15 protein-coding genes are annotated in these 13,543 nt (G+C 60.5%); 4 read left to right on the top strand and 11 right to left on the bottom strand.

Annotation, left to right across the window (positions count from 1 at the left end):
* Window positions 1-14: 14 nt before the first annotated feature.
* The 5 genes from NKI70_RS26490 to NKI70_RS26470 all read right to left on the bottom strand — a co-directional run bounded on the left by NKI70_RS26490 (window position 15) and on the right by NKI70_RS26470 (window position 5,207).
* Window positions 15-1,577 (bottom strand): ABC transporter substrate-binding protein, encoded by a 1,563-nt coding sequence (locus tag NKI70_RS26490; RefSeq protein ID WP_352577927.1) that lies wholly within the window; start codon window positions 1,575-1,577, stop codon window positions 15-17.
* Between the two features lie 162 nt (window positions 1,578-1,739).
* Window positions 1,740-2,180, bottom strand: coding sequence for a YqaA family protein (locus NKI70_RS26485; RefSeq protein WP_352693712.1), 441 nt, complete (start codon window positions 2,178-2,180; stop codon window positions 1,740-1,742).
* Window positions 2,181-2,189: 9 nt separating this feature from the next.
* Window positions 2,190-3,512, bottom strand: coding sequence for an MFS transporter (locus NKI70_RS26480; RefSeq protein WP_352725358.1), 1,323 nt, complete (start codon window positions 3,510-3,512; stop codon window positions 2,190-2,192).
* A 60-nt stretch (window positions 3,513-3,572) separates the two neighbouring features.
* Complete coding sequence (locus NKI70_RS26475; RefSeq protein WP_352725383.1) at window positions 3,573-4,916, bottom strand: cation diffusion facilitator family transporter; 1,344 nt, start codon at window positions 4,914-4,916, stop codon at window positions 3,573-3,575.
* 9 nt (window positions 4,917-4,925) lie between these two features.
* A complete protein-coding gene (locus tag NKI70_RS26470; RefSeq protein WP_352725356.1) occupies window positions 4,926-5,207 on the bottom strand; it encodes a metal-sensing transcriptional repressor in 282 nt (93 codons plus the stop codon).
* A 157-nt stretch (window positions 5,208-5,364) separates the two neighbouring features.
* Here NKI70_RS26470 and NKI70_RS26465 point away from each other — a divergent pair, with 157 nt between their 5' ends.
* From NKI70_RS26465 to NKI70_RS26455, 3 genes are read left to right on the top strand one after another with little or no spacing between them, the layout of a single operon-like run.
* The gene (locus NKI70_RS26465) at window positions 5,365-5,697 is read left to right on the top strand and encodes a hypothetical protein (RefSeq protein ID WP_352725354.1); all 333 of its coding nucleotides are present in this window, start codon (window positions 5,365-5,367) and stop codon (window positions 5,695-5,697) included.
* A gap of 48 nt (window positions 5,698-5,745) precedes the next feature.
* On the top strand, window positions 5,746-6,462 hold the full coding sequence (locus NKI70_RS26460) for a HupE/UreJ family protein (RefSeq protein ID WP_352725352.1): 717 nt from the start codon (window positions 5,746-5,748) through the stop codon (window positions 6,460-6,462).
* Window positions 6,463-6,473: 11 nt separating this feature from the next.
* Window positions 6,474-7,262 carry a hypothetical protein gene (locus tag NKI70_RS26455; RefSeq protein ID WP_352725350.1) on the top strand — a complete coding sequence of 263 codons (789 nt, stop codon included), beginning with the start codon at window positions 6,474-6,476 and terminating at the stop codon, window positions 7,260-7,262.
* Window positions 7,263-7,426: 164 nt separating this feature from the next.
* Here the strand turns inward: NKI70_RS26455 and NKI70_RS26450 are convergent, their stop codons facing one another.
* Window positions 7,427-8,140 carry a HoxN/HupN/NixA family nickel/cobalt transporter gene (locus tag NKI70_RS26450; RefSeq protein ID WP_352452073.1) on the bottom strand — a complete coding sequence of 238 codons (714 nt, stop codon included), beginning with the start codon at window positions 8,138-8,140 and terminating at the stop codon, window positions 7,427-7,429.
* Window positions 8,141-8,161: 21 nt separating this feature from the next.
* Window positions 8,162-8,803: a DUF1007 family protein gene (locus NKI70_RS26445; RefSeq protein WP_502898290.1), complete on the bottom strand. Its 642-nt coding sequence runs from the start codon at window positions 8,801-8,803 to the stop codon at window positions 8,162-8,164.
* 395 nt (window positions 8,804-9,198) lie between these two features.
* On the opposite strand from NKI70_RS26445, the gene NKI70_RS26440 reads away from it, so the two are divergent.
* On the top strand, window positions 9,199-9,339 hold the full coding sequence (locus tag NKI70_RS26440; protein ID WP_352577933.1) for a hypothetical protein: 141 nt from the start codon (window positions 9,199-9,201) through the stop codon (window positions 9,337-9,339).
* Between the two features lie 753 nt (window positions 9,340-10,092).
* On the opposite strand, the gene copD is transcribed toward NKI70_RS26440, so the two are convergent.
* From copD to NKI70_RS26420, 4 genes are all read right to left on the bottom strand, one after another.
* Window positions 10,093-10,950, bottom strand: a complete 858-nt coding sequence (gene copD / locus NKI70_RS26435) for a copper homeostasis membrane protein CopD (RefSeq protein WP_352623823.1) — start codon at window positions 10,948-10,950, stop codon at window positions 10,093-10,095.
* 2 nt (window positions 10,951-10,952) lie between these two features.
* Window positions 10,953-11,294 (bottom strand): copper homeostasis periplasmic binding protein CopC, encoded by a 342-nt coding sequence (gene copC, locus NKI70_RS26430; protein WP_352577935.1) that lies wholly within the window; start codon window positions 11,292-11,294, stop codon window positions 10,953-10,955.
* A gap of 274 nt (window positions 11,295-11,568) precedes the next feature.
* A complete protein-coding gene (locus tag NKI70_RS26425; protein WP_352725348.1) occupies window positions 11,569-12,144 on the bottom strand; it encodes a hypothetical protein in 576 nt (191 codons plus the stop codon).
* A gap of 254 nt (window positions 12,145-12,398) precedes the next feature.
* A complete protein-coding gene (locus tag NKI70_RS26420) occupies window positions 12,399-13,406 on the bottom strand; it encodes an AI-2E family transporter (RefSeq protein ID WP_352725346.1) in 1,008 nt (335 codons plus the stop codon).
* Window positions 13,407-13,543: the final 137 nt, after the last annotated feature.

Here is a 13,543-nt window from a genome sequence, read left to right as displayed (position 1 = left end):
CGGGCTCGAAGTCTTCAGGCCTTCAGCGTGATCGCCTTGAACGGCAAGTCGTAGTCAGTCGCCGGAAGCGAGAAGTTCTCTGCGCGCGGATTGTGAGCCCACAGCCGCTGGCTGACGACAAGCGGACAGATGGCGGTGTTGTCGTGCAGCCAATCGTAGAGAGCCTGCATCTTCAGGTCGCGTTCGGCGCCGCTCGCCTCGAGCGCAGCCTTGACTACGCCGTCGAGCGCGTCCGAGACATAGATCTTGCCGTCAGGCCCGCTGTCCGCCGTCGAGACGAAGGCATTGCCAAGGGTCCCGTGAGGGTCATAGGGAGCGCCATAGGTGGTGAAGAAAGCGAGATCATAGTCGAAGGCCGGACGCCGTTCATGCATGGTGGCATTGTCCACCGAGGAGACTTGGACCTGGAAACCGACCTCGGACAATTGACCCTGGATCATTTCGGCGATGCGCCGCGATCCCGGCAGGGACTCTTCGGAAACCAGAAAGTCGATGGTCAGAGGAGAGCCAGCCTTGGTCCAGGCGCCGCCGCTCTCTGCCCAGCCCCCGTCGGCAAGTATCTTCTTGGCCGCCGCCACGTCACGCACCGGCACGTCATGCCGCTTGCCCGACGACGGCACGTTCGCCGGGAACAGATCGGCGGCCGGGTCGGCAAAGCCCTCGAACAGGACCTTGGCGATCGCCGCCCGGTCGACCGATGCATAGACGGCATCGCGAACGGCCTTGTCGGCGATGATCTTCGACTTCGGCGAATAGCCGAGCAGCATCGTCGCGGTGCCCGGCTCGGCAACAACCTTCATGCCGTCGCTTTCCAGCGCACGGGCGCGGCGCGGCGATAGCGTCGCCACCCAGTCGCCACCGATGACATCGAGGTCGCCTGAGCGGAGGCCGTTGGCACGAGCGAGTTCATCGGGAACCACCTTCAATTCCATGCGGCTGAAAAGCGGCTTCTCGCCCCAGTATTTGTCGTTGCGAACGAGGCTGGTGCCGCTCGAATCGTATTTTTCGACGATCCATGGACCGGTTCCGATCGGCGCCGTCTGCTTGCCATCCTTGTCGACTGCCTTGGGCGACAGGAAACGAACTGGGCGGACGATGGTGAGTTCGAGGAGTGCGGCCGGCACCGGTCGCTTCAGCTTGACCGTCAGCTTGTTTGGTCCGTCCGTGACAATGCTGTCGAACGCATCGGAAATGCCGATCCAGGAGAAGTCGCTCACCCCCATCCATCGCTTGAGGTTCCATTCGGCTGCGGTGGAATCGAACGGCGTGCCGTCGCTGAAGGTCACGCCTTCACGCAGATCGAAAGCGATCGAAAGCTGATCGTCGGCAATGGTCCATTTGGTGGCAAGTCCCGGCTCAAGCGCACCGTTCTGGCCGTAGTGGATCAGCGCATCGAAGACGATGGTGTAGGTGCTCAGCGTTGAAACATTCTGCAGCAGGTCGAGATCGCCGGTCTCCGCGGCGATGGCAATCTTCAGCGTGTCGTTGGTTTCGGAAAAGGCGGTGCGTGGCAGCGCAGCGGCGAAGGCAAGGCCGGCGGTGGAAACAAGGAAATTGCGGCGGTCGAGAGTGATCATTTCAGTTCCCCATTTTGATTGATTGGTAGCGATTGTACACATGCATTCCCATTTGTATAGACATATTCGGCGCCAATCCAAGTTGGCGCGCAGCGCTGCGCTTGGCAAAGGAAAGCGCCATCCTGCGTAATGTCGCGGTGCCGGCGCGGGTCTCGACAAGCGCTAAGTCCAGCTCAGCGTCATCGCCGTCAGCGCGAGGTAGCGGCCGACCTTCGCGATCGTGACGATCGCAAGGAAGCTCCAGAATGGCTCCCGCAGCGCCCCCGCCACGACCGTCAGCGGATCGCCGACGAGAGGCAGCCAGCTCAACAGCAGCGACCATCGTCCATAGCGCTGATACCATCGCGTCGCGCGCGTCAGTGCGGAGGGCCTCACCGGGAACCATTTGCGGTCGCGAAAGCGATCGACGCCGCGGCCGAGCCACCAGTTGACGATGGAGCCGAGCACATTGCCTGCGCTTGCGGAGACGATGAGCAGAGCCGGAGCATAGCTTTCTGTCAGAAGCAGTCCCGCAAGGGCTGCTTCCGATTGCATCGGCAGGATGGTCGCCGCAGCGAACGCGGTCAGAAATAGGCCGCCATAGATGGCGAACTCGCCAGACATTTCGAGCTCTCAGCTTGTCTTGGGCCATTTCGGGTGCCGATCATCGACGACGTAGCCATGCGAATGCTCATAACCCGCTTCCGACCATACCGCGTCCCCAATATGACGGTCGTCCTCTGGCAGATCGACATGCGTATGCACAAGCACGTCGGGATCATGTTTCGGCCAGAGCCAGATCGCGGCAAGCAGAGCAGCGGCGCCTATGACGCCGAGCAGAATGAAGGTGAAGGGCAATCCCATCGCCGCACCGACGAGCCCGGCAATGGGATAGGTGATCAACCAGCAGGCATGCGAAAGCGCGAATTGGGCAGCAAACAGAGCGGGCCGGTCGACGGCATCGGCGGAACGCCTGATCAATCGGCCCGAAGGCGTCTGCGCCAGCGAATAGCCGAGCCCCAGCACGAACCAGAGCGGCAGCAGCAGATAGTAGCTGCCGGCGAGCGGTCCTACCAGCACGCCCGCGACCAGGATCGCGGCGCCCGAGAGCATCGCAACCCGGTCCGGGACGTTCTCCAGCAGCCGCGGCAGGGCAAGGGCTGCAATCATCGATCCGCCGCCGAAGGCTGCGAGCGCCAGCGCCGTGTCGCTTTGCGAGAGGCCGAACTGCGCCTGCACCAGGACGACCGTGTTGACGATCACCATCGCGCTTGCCGCCGCGACGGCAACGTTAAGGGCCAGCAGCCCGCGCAATCGCGGCGTCGCCAGATAGATGCGGATTCCGCGCGTCGTGCGCTCATAGATGCCGCGCGGCTCCGAGGCTTGCGGGCTGGGGAGCACCACGGAGACGACCAGCGCCGCGGACGCCAGGAAGCCGACAATCGTACCGGCGAACAGGCCGTGGAAGCTGATGACGGAAAGCAGCGCCGCCGCCAGCATGGGACTGACGACGCTTTCCAGATCGTAGGCCAGTCGCGACAGCGACAGGGCCCGCGTGTAGTCCTTCTCCTCGGGCAGCACGTCAGGGATCGAGGCCTGGAAGGCCGGAGTGAAGCCTGCCGACGCCGACTGCAGGACGAAGATGAGAAGATATACCTGCCAGACTTCGGTAACGAAGGGCAGGAACACCGCGACCACAGCCCGGATGAGGTCGAGCGAAACCAGCATGGTGCGGCGTGGCAGGCGCTCGGCGAACGCGGCGGCGACAGGCGCCACGCCGACATAGGCGATCATCTTGATGGCGAGCGCCGTGCCGAGCACCGCGCCGGCGTCGGCGCCGGCAAGATCATAGGCCAGCAGCCCGAGCGCCACGGTGGCAAGGCCGGTGCCGATCAGGGCGATGACCTGGGCCAGGAAGAGATGACGGTAAGTGCGATTGGCCAGGACCTGAAGCATATTTGTCTTCTTGCAGCGGATGACGGTTCGTCGAGAACTGGCGCGAACGGCCTGCCTGTCTCAGTGATGGTGACCTTCCGGCTCGACCATCTTGAACGGCAGCACCTGCTCGCGACCCTTCGCGGCCAGGATCAACCTCGCCTGGAACTCATGCGGCTCGGCAGGGGCGATGGTGCTCTCAAGCCGATGATGGTTGTCAGCGACGGGCTCGAGGCGAAGCATCTCTGGCCCTTCGGGTCGGTCGATGATCACAGTCGCTGTCAAATCATCGGCGTGGCGATCGATGGTTAGCCGCATCCGTTCACCGCCGGGCGTATCGACGATTTCCAATGTCCCTGCAGCCAGCTCGCATACGACCTTGAACGGCTCCGGTGCATGATGATGAGCATGAGAGGTTTCCCCCCGCTTGGCGGTCGAACCGGCTGAGCTTTCGAGGCGGACATTCGCCTCCGCCAACGCCGGCAAGTGGGCGAACAGTTCCTCCTTAAGGGCTTCGCTGACGCCCAGTACGTCTTTGGCCGTCGCCGCATCCGGAACACTGATGGCGACGTCGGCATGTAGGCGATGGCCGATCCAGCGCGCCTGCACACTTCCAAGGCGCTCGATGCCGGACACATGTTCGGCGGCATGATGGATTTCGTCGATGATGCCGGGCTCCACACCATCGAGCATGCGCGTCAACACGGCTTTCGACGACTGCCAGACGATGGCGAAGATCGCCGCGGTGATCAGCAGTCCGATGATCGGATCGGCAAGCGGAAAGCCCAGCCAGACGCCGATAGCGCCCAGCACGACCGCCAGGCTGGTAAAGCCGTCGGTGCGAGCATGGTAGCCGTCAGCGATCAGCGCCGCGCTGTTGATCTCACGGCCGACGCGGATACGAAACACGGCGACCGCTTCGTTGCCTAGGAAGCCAATCAGACCGGCGATGGCGACCCAGCCGAGAAACGCGATGGGTCGCGGATTGATCAGCCGGTCGATCGCCTCGTAACCAGCGACGATGGCGCTGAAAAGAATGATGAGAACGATGACGATCCCGGCCAGATCCTCGACGCGGCCCAGGCCGTAGGTGAACGTCTTGCTCGGTTTGCGGCGGACCAGCATGAAGGCGATCCACAGCGGGACGGCGGTGACCGCGTCGCCGACATTGTGGATGGTGTCGGCCAGCAGCGCCACGCTGCCGGAGAGGAACACGACCACAAGCTGAAGTGCTGCCGTAATGGCCAGAACGACGAATGACCATTTGATCGCCCAGATACCGCGCGTCGTCGTGGCGATTGTCGGATCGATGACGCCGTGGGTGTGGCCATGGCCGCCATCACCATCACCATGATCATGTCCATGGCCGCCGAAGCCCTGCGTCATCGGACCGAAGCCGAACCAGTCGCGTATCTTATCCATTATGGTGTTCTCTCACAGGTACTTGGTGATATCCTTGAACTCGTCGATCGAGCGGCGCTGCTCGCGCGCCAGCGGCCCGACGACGTCTTCAAGGCAATGGTTGAGATGATCCTGGATCAGGGTCTTCTTGGCTTGCGCGATGGCCCTCTCGACAGCATGGAGCTGCTGGGCAAGATCGAGGCAGGGCCGGCCCGCTTCGATCATGTCGATGACGCCCTTGAGATGTCCGCCAGCCCGCTTCAGGCGCTTGACGATATCGGGATGGGTTTCGTGGGTATGAGGCTGCTTGCTCATCTCTTGATACTATCCTCTTGGAGGGGATACAACAAGCCTCAAAGAGGCCTCGATTCCGGTGCAGTCAACAACCATTCGTTAGGATTTTGGAGAATAATCGCCGTTCATGCCGAATCGGATCCACAGCACAGTTTTTTGTCTGGTCATCGCTTTAGCGATGATGTTCGGCGTGCTGCGTCCTTTCGGCTATTCGACCTCACACGATCCGATCGCGATTGCCACCGCGGTTGAACGTCACGGCGGAGCCGCCGCGCAGATCGAAGATCATGACCACGCACACGATGACGGCGTTGCCGACGAGCAGAGCGCTGGCCATTTTCACGGGCACAATGCGGCCGACCACTCGCACGAGACGGCGAGCACGCCAGCCGACTTCGCACCGACCGTTCCACAGGTCGGACGGGGCTGGCTGAATTACCCGCCGACTTCCGTCGATCCGGGCACGACATTCCGGCTCGAGCGACCGCCGAGACCATTCCTCGCCGCATGATCGCGGCCGCTCGCGCGGCCACCCTCAACGACGAAGATTGGAAATTTTATGCAAGAACCCTTCGACCGGGGCCACTGGCGACCCGCCCTGCCCCTGCTTATCGCTCTGCTGACCCTGCCGCTGCTCGCCGGGGCAGCCTTTGCCCATGCCGTCGCCGCCGGCGACAAGGGCTACATCCAGGAAATCTCGGGCATCAACGTGTTGCCCTTCATCTATCTCGGCGCCAAGCACATGGTGACCGGATACGACCACATCCTGTTCCTGTTCGGCGTGATCTTCTTCCTCTACCGGATGAAGCACATCGGCATCTATGTCAGCCTGTTTGCGCTCGGCCACTCCACGACCATGCTGCTTGGCGTCTACTTCAACGTCGGCATCAACAGCTACATCATCGACGCGATCATCGGCCTGTCCGTGGTCTACAAGGCGCTCGACAATATGGGCGCTTTCCAGCGATGGCTCGGCTTCCAGCCGAACACCAAGATCGCGACGCTGGTCTTCGGCTTCTTCCACGGTTTCGGCCTGTCGACGAAGATCATCGAATACAACATCTCGTCGGACGGCCTGGTGCCCAACCTTTTGGCCTTCAATGTCGGCGTCGAGATCGGGCAGCTCTTGGCTCTTGGCGCCATCCTGATCGTGATGGGCTGCTGGCGCCGGACACGAAGCTTCTGGCGCCACGCCTATACCGCAAACGTCATCATGATGACGGCCGGATTCCTGCTGATCGGATATCAGCTCACTGGCCTGTTCGTCGCCGCATAAGGAACCGAATCATGTACAACACCGACCTTCCCAGCCGCGCCGATTTGCCGACGTCAGCGCAGCTGAAGCGCTCCACCTTCATTGCCGCGCTGACGGCGTTCGCCTTGCTCATCACGGTCGTCATGCCGTCCGAGTATGCGATCGACCCGACCGGAGCAGGCAGATTGCTCGGCCTCACCAGAATGGGCGAAATCAAGACACAGCTGGCAGCCGAGGCGGCAGCCGACGAAATGGCCAGCGCGAAGGCACCAACCGAGCGGATGACGCAAATGGTCCCTCCGGCCGAATTGATGGCGCGCATGGACCGAATTGAAAACCTCCTCGTCGCTCTGACCGCCGAACGGCCTGCTTTGCAGCCGTCGCCAACTGGGGAGGCGGTATCCCAAGACAATGTGACAGTTGGAGAGATCGCTCCTGCCGAGGCTCCGGCCATTGCTACAACGCCTGCCACCGAAGCAACCTCGGAAGCCCCGATCCGCCCAGATGGAAGGCAAGACGAGCTATCCTTCACGTTGGCGCCAGGCCAGGGTGCCGAAGTCAAGCTCGTGATGCGGCAGGGCGCCAAGGCAAACTTTTCCTGGACAGCTGACGGTGGCGTGGTGAACTTCGAGACGCACGGCGATGGCGGCGGTCAGTCCGTCAGCTATGAAAAGGGTCGCAGCGTTCCAGCTGACGAAGGTGCCATTGAAGCCGCCTTCGATGGAAATCACGGTTGGTTCTGGCGCAACCGCGGTGGCAGCGACGTGACCCTGACGATCCAGACTGAAGGCGACTACATCGACATCAAGCGTATGATCTAGCGCATACAGGGTCGCCCGGCGCCACTTCGAGCGTCGGGCGTCACCTATCCGTCTGTTCCACCGACGAGCGCAGATGCACGTCGAAGCTTTGCGCCGCGAGGAAGACACGGCTGACCTTCAGGTAAACGGGTCTTGATCCACCGCTCGATCTGGTTCACGGCATTTCAGCCCGACGTGATCTGCCAAACGGCTACGCCGGCAAGCGCCAAGCCGGCAGCGCCCTCAATGGCTCGGGAAATGGCATCGAACAGGCGTGGCCGGCTATCGAAAAAATGCACCAGACGTTCACGAAACAGGATCGACAGCACCGCAACGCAAGACAGCGTCAGCGCCACGCCGGCCATCATGGTGATTGCGAAAAGAATGCCGGCGACCGGAACGCCCCTGGATATCGCAAAGGTCATCACGAAAAGCGTCAGCGGGCATGGGATCAGGCCGGCCATGACGCCGACGGCCTCGCCCTCATGCTTGTGGTGATGGCCGTGGCTCAATGCGCGCCAGAGCATCCAAATGCCGATCAGGCCAAGCAGGCCCCGACTGACGTCTTCCAGCAGCGGGGCGCGGCCAACACTGCCCAGGGCAATCGATACCAACGGCAACGAGAGCGCCGCGATCAGCACGGCAATCGTTACATGCGTGAAGGAGAGTGTCAGCGACACCAGAAGCCCACGCCGGACGCTGGCGTCCGATCCTGCCAGATAGGTGGCCAGGACAGCCTTGCTATGGCCCGGCGTCAGCGCATGCGCCGCACCGAACAGAATGCCCATGGGCAGAAAGGCCGTGAACGCCAGCCAACCGCCGCCGGCCGCAAGCAGTTTGATCTGCTCGGCCAGCGCCAGGTAGATCGTGCGTTGGAACTCGACCAGCGTCTGGAACATGGCCATCGAACCGGCTCCGGGTCAGCCGCACGTCAATTCGAGGCGCGTCGCGAAAATCTTGCCGAGATCGGTCCCCGTCGGATCACTGAAGAACGCGTCTGTCAGGCTCTTCTGGTTCTGCGCGATGGCCGTGTCCGGATCTGGACGGACGACGGAACGTGAGCAGCCTTGCGGCAGACCGGCCACCGCAAGCTTGTCGTCGTCGGTAAAATCGATTGCCGTGTAGAAGGTCGGATCGTAGACACCGATGCTGACTTTTCCAGCAAGGGCCAACGGGTCCTTCGGCTGCGTTTCGAACTGGACGACGAGTTGATCGTTTTCATAGCTGACGCTGAACTTCGGCGGTGGCGCCATCGTCACGTCCTTGCCGTTCAAGGTCACCATCTGAAAGTAGTTGTACTCGGCCAACGACGCATGGACGGTGAGAGCGACTTCATCGAGTTCCTTGGCATCAAGGACAAGGTCGGAATTCTTGTCGAATTCCATCAGCACGGTGCTGGAAAAGAGGTCGTCGAAACGCCAGAGATGCCGAAGCGACTTGAGCGTTCTGTCTGGACCGACGGTCAGGTCCAGCGTCGCTTCGGCAAACACATGCGGATGGGCGTTCGCTGCCGCGGCGGAAGCGAGCAACAGCGCGCCTGATACCATGCCTGTCAGTTGCATTTTTCGCTCACATTTCGCTCGTCGATTCCGCATCAGACAGGACACCTGCCATTGCAAGCAGGCCGAAATGGGACGGGCCAAAGCCCAACCTTGATCGATCAGGGCTGTGTCGCTTCATTTAAGGAGGCAGCTACCCAAGGTCGCCCTTCAGCCAATGTTTGAGCATGATCACCGCGATACCAGCAAGGATTGCCACCACTATCATCCAGATGATCTTTTGCCGATCGCTCAATTTGCTGCTCCAGATCGATTCAGAGCATTCCTATCGCGAGTTCCTTGCAAACGCAAAAAGCCCCGCGTCCCGTGCAGATAACACCAGCTGATCCGCCCTAGTCGTCGGCGATCGAGCTTGCAATGACCGTGTTCGATGTGATTCCGGACCTCGGGAACGTCAAATGGACAAGCTGCTTGCGATTGCCGGCTGTCAATATGTAGAGTTTGGAAACTTGCATTCCGTTTCTGTCCTCGCCGATTGTTTCGGCATCCGTCCGGGCGAAGAAACGCTCCTTGAATGGCGCGCGGTCGACATCGAATAGCTTTATGGAGCAAGTTTGCACGTCACCCCGATCATGGTTTTGGCCGGGAGGTCGTCACCGGTCGCCTCGCAGCCCTGGAAGGCGTCTACGTCATCGACGGGGGCAAGTGCTGCGTCGCCGGACAACGGAGTCCATCCGCGTCTCCTGGCCGCAGCGACGGTTCGTTCGAAGTCAGGTCCATGGGCAAGACAAATACCAAAAAGCTTCCAACGCCAGATCGACATTACCGGCACGCACCAGCGGCGATCTCAGGCATATAGCAGCGAGCGCCGGGATAAAGAGGGGCTTCGACATCAGCACACCGCAGGGTCAAAAAATGGACCCTCTGGCACGTTAGTCAAGAATGCCATTTAGCGGGCCCAGCGGCTGCGACGAGATCGACCTCCATCCGACTGTCGGCGGCTGCGCCGTCGCCCCGTAGTATCATTCGCCAGTTATTCTCCGACGCGGTCCGCATTGAAGACCCGCGGTAGCCGTCGAACTTGTGTGTCCATCCCTCGGCCCTCGGGAGGCTTCTCCACCAGGGTGGGGATCAAAGGAGCGATGAACGCTGGCCGGCTGGGGCTGGCAGTTACTCGTTTACGCATGGAATCGTGTCTAGGTGGCAGGCATATATCCGCGCTCCACACGTCCCGACGTTGGTTGAGATCGGCAGCCAGACCGGCCAGCCACTCTGTGCGCCAGGCGGATAGAGGTGAGTGTCGATCGCGAATTGCAGAAACGTTGCCAGCGGATAATTGCAAAGTCAGCGCGTCACGCGTACGGATCCATAAGCCCCAGCGCGCTTACATCCATAAGCACCCCAAACCCGATGATCTGCTCCAGCGCAACGTTGCGAGATAATGTGCCCAAGCTTTTGGCCGGTTCGGACTTCATGCGGCTGACCAGGGCGTATCGGTTGTAGACCGCCAAACTGACCATCGCGACGAATAGGCTGATCTTGAACAGGAGAATTCGACCGTAGCTGTTGCGCGGATCGGGGAACGAGCCAAGCACGAGCCAAGTGTTCATGGCGCCCGTCAAAAAAATGAGCGCAACCGCCACCATACCAAAGCGGGAGAAGCGCCACAGGACGGTTTCCACGCCTGCGACTTCGGATGGATGCCGCTGTGCTGCCGCGATAAGCAGGCCGAGGGGCAGGAGGCCACCTATCCACGCCCCGGCACTTGCAACATGGAGAGCTTGAGTCAGTGAGCCTAGAAGGCCCAACGCCGCCGCGTGGCCCTGCCAACCCTCGCAGGTCAGTAGCAAGAAAGCCGGCCCGACGATCAATTCGGGCCGCCCCGAGAAACTGATCACCAGGAGCAGGAGAACGAGCGAAAGGCGAACAAACCAAACAGTTCCGAAGTCGCTTTCCATGAGGACGCCGCGCAAGGTGTCAACCATACCCTCGCGTCCGGAGAGCCCGGCCGTAAAGCACAGCAGCCAAATTGCCGCGAAGATTGCGGCCGCAAGTGCGAGGGCAGGATTGATGTTACGGGGTAGAGGCGCAAGCGCGGGAGCCGCGGTTCTGCCTAGCGCATAGAAAGGGAAGAGTGCCGACCCGAATAGAATCATCACTGAGAGGAAGTAGACCCACCGGGCGAAGGCCAGAGTGCCATCAACGTCCATTTCTACGGTCTGACTTCAAATTTGAAATTGCCCTTCACCTTGTGCCCGTCTGCTGACAGCGCGTGCCAATCAACTTGATAAACACCCGGCGCAAGGGACCTTGATACAGGTGCCACCATGTCCTTATCCTGCACCGCGATCTCCGTGGTGATCTTCGCACCATCCGGCCCCGAAAGATCGATGCCCGAGAATCGAGCCTCAATGGGTTCGCTAAAGCGCAGTCGAATCTCAGTGGGCGGAGCGGCAATGGTGCTATTGATCTCTGGAGTAGCCTCGACCAATCGAGCATGCGCAAGCGCCTGGCCGGATAATGGCACGCTCCACAGCGCAACTGTGGCGATCATTCGGATAGTCCGGTTCAACGCGAACTCCTCCCGCGACGACGGTCATCAAAGACTATGCACTTCCTGACGAATATACGAATATTTGGTATTGCAGGGCCGCCACTGTTCGAGCTGTCACGAAACTTTCCATTTGCCGGAAGTGATGGGAGATCAGGCCAACACGCTACCGACCGCCGAGACTCTCGATTGAAGGTCACGGACGCCGCAAGCGTTTGTAATTATCAGGACAAGCGCGGGCGAAACAAGCGTTGGCGCCCGCGTGACTCCATTTCAGCTACTTAACCGGGATCATGAGATGTGCGTATGGAGTGCCCGGCCACATCACATAGGGCTTGGATGTGTCAGGCTTGGGGTCCGTCGGATAGCCCTGCATCATGTCCATTGCGTTGACGATCATCACATGCGGGCCGGTCTCTATCCAATTGTTGCCTTCCTCGGGCTTCGTCGCATAGGGATCGGTGTTGCTGCCATCGGTACCGCCGGACAGCATGTACATGAAGCCGACCTTGCCCTTGGGCGGTTCCTTCTTTTCCATCCATGCCATCGCCCATTCCATCGCATTGGCATCGCCGCACATTGGGTCCGGGCCGGGCGTGGACGGGCTGTCTGGCATGCACCAGAAGCCGTTCTTGCCCTCGCGCAGGGTGCGCATGGCGCCCTTTTCATCCGCGGCGTAGACCGCAGCGCCGCTTGCCACGGCAGGTGGTGCAGCAGATTCAGCGCTCTTGATCATCGCAGCGTCGTCGGCGGCTGCGCCTTGCATCGTAGCCAAACTGCCTGCCGCCAAAAGGGCAGCGACCGTCAGAAGCCGTTTCATGGCCGTTCTCCGGTTTGAGTTGATCTTGTGCATGATGTCCGACGCACGGCTTTCCAGAGCCGTTTGTCGGTGATCAAACACTAGCAGATTACATGCCTCCGGACAATTTACGTTTTAGCGCTGTCTAATGTCTTTGCAGGGGGCGTGCTATTAAACGGGGGCCTTCAAATCAGTCACGAAACTCCTGAGGGTTCACTAACCAAGATGGTGCTGTTCAGCGAGTGGCCAAATTTGCGCGGTTTCCCGGCAACCTTGCTTGCATCGTCAAATCGCCACCTGCCCTAACCCTAGATTAGCCCGCGCATCGTCAGTTCAGCCTTCAGATAGGCATAATAGATCGGCGCGGCGACAAGACCCGGCATACCGAACCAGGCTTCCATGAAAACCATCGCCAGAAGAAGCTCCCAGGCACGCGCATTGATCCGCGAACCGATGATCTTGGCGTTTACGAAGTATTCGAGCTTGTGAATGATGATGAGAAAGGCAAGCGAGCCGAGCGCTGCAAGGAAGGAGATGCTGAGGCTGACAACCACGATCACCGTGTTGGAGATCAGATTGCCGATGACCGGCAGAAGGCCAGCGACGAAAGTCAGCGCTATCATTGTCCTGATGAATGGCAGATCGATGCCGAAGGACGGCAGAACAGCGACGAGATAGATCGCCGTCAGAAACGTATTCAACGCCGAAATCCGGATTTGCGAGAACACGATGTTGCGAAAGGCCTTGCTCAGAATGTTGACACGATCCGCCAGCGCGACCGCCAGTGGGCCGGGCTCGCGCGATGGCGCCGCCGAGCTCACCGCGATCAAGCCGCCGATCACCATGCCGACGACAATGTGGACCACCAGGACGCCAACATCCCGCCCAACGAGTTGAAGCTGGCCGGCATGTTCGCGGAGCCACCGGGCCGCGAAGACTTCCAGTTCCTCGATGTTCGACGGAAAATAGGCCATCGCCCAGGATGGGAGATGGACGCGCGCGGTATCGATGATCTCGGCCATCTTCTTGAGGAGCGTCACGACGTTCTCCGAACCGCCAGTCAATTGCGACATGCCGCTAAAGATAGCGGCGGCTACCAGGAGAGTGAAGATCAATGCCACCAAGGTCAGCGCAAGGCTTTTCGTCAGGCTGTTGGAGACGCCGATTCGATGGAGCATCGGTGCGGCGAAATGAACGATGTTGAACACGAGAAGGCCCGAAAGCAGTGCCGGAAGCAGTCCGAGTTCGAGAACGGCGACGAGCGCTAGAAGCGCAAGCAGGCACGACGCGAGATAGAACCATGAGAAAGTCAGCACTTTTCACCTGCAGAAGCAGCCAAGTCCTCTCCGGGTTTCATTAGCTTTGATACCCGGTGATGCGCAAGCGAACACGCCTTCGACACGTGTGTAAGGCTAACCGCCTCGCAGATCCCATGCTTGCGCGCCAGGTCGCC

Source organism: Mesorhizobium sp. M0500, assembly GCF_040321165.1.
In the GTDB taxonomy this organism is placed as follows: Bacteria; Pseudomonadota; Alphaproteobacteria; order Rhizobiales; family Rhizobiaceae; genus Mesorhizobium.
The sequence above is the reverse complement of the archived record's forward strand: the minus strand, read 5'-3'. Positions and strand labels throughout refer to the sequence as shown.

What these genes read in the sequence shown, in the direction of transcription:
- NKI70_RS26450 (WP_352452073.1), bottom strand. Translation starts at nt 8,140, where the DNA reads ATGTTCCAGACGCTGGTCGAGTTCCAACGCACGATCTACCTGGCGCTG.
- NKI70_RS26490 (WP_352577927.1), bottom strand. Translation starts at nt 1,577, where the DNA reads ATGATCACTCTCGACCGCCGCAATTTCCTTGTTTCCACCGCCGGCCTT.
- NKI70_RS26470 (WP_352725356.1), bottom strand. Translation starts at nt 5,207, where the DNA reads ATGAGCAAGCAGCCTCATACCCACGAAACCCATCCCGATATCGTCAAG.
- NKI70_RS26465 (WP_352725354.1), top strand. Translation starts at nt 5,365, where the DNA reads ATGATGTTCGGCGTGCTGCGTCCTTTCGGCTATTCGACCTCACACGAT.
- NKI70_RS26455 (WP_352725350.1), top strand. Translation starts at nt 6,474, where the DNA reads ATGTACAACACCGACCTTCCCAGCCGCGCCGATTTGCCGACGTCAGCG.
- NKI70_RS26425 (WP_352725348.1), bottom strand. Translation starts at nt 12,144, where the DNA reads ATGCACAAGATCAACTCAAACCGGAGAACGGCCATGAAACGGCTTCTG.
- copC (WP_352577935.1), bottom strand. Translation starts at nt 11,294, where the DNA reads ATGATCGCCACAGTTGCGCTGTGGAGCGTGCCATTATCCGGCCAGGCG.
- NKI70_RS26460 (WP_352725352.1), top strand. Translation starts at nt 5,746, where the DNA reads ATGCAAGAACCCTTCGACCGGGGCCACTGGCGACCCGCCCTGCCCCTG.
- NKI70_RS26480 (WP_352725358.1), bottom strand. Translation starts at nt 3,512, where the DNA reads ATGCTTCAGGTCCTGGCCAATCGCACTTACCGTCATCTCTTCCTGGCC.
- copD (WP_352623823.1), bottom strand. Translation starts at nt 10,950, where the DNA reads ATGGACGTTGATGGCACTCTGGCCTTCGCCCGGTGGGTCTACTTCCTC.
- NKI70_RS26445 (WP_502898290.1), bottom strand. Translation starts at nt 8,803, where the DNA reads ATGCAACTGACAGGCATGGTATCAGGCGCGCTGTTGCTCGCTTCCGCC.
- NKI70_RS26485 (WP_352693712.1), bottom strand. Translation starts at nt 2,180, where the DNA reads ATGTCTGGCGAGTTCGCCATCTATGGCGGCCTATTTCTGACCGCGTTC.
- NKI70_RS26440 (WP_352577933.1), top strand. Translation starts at nt 9,199, where the DNA reads ATGGACAAGCTGCTTGCGATTGCCGGCTGTCAATATGTAGAGTTTGGA.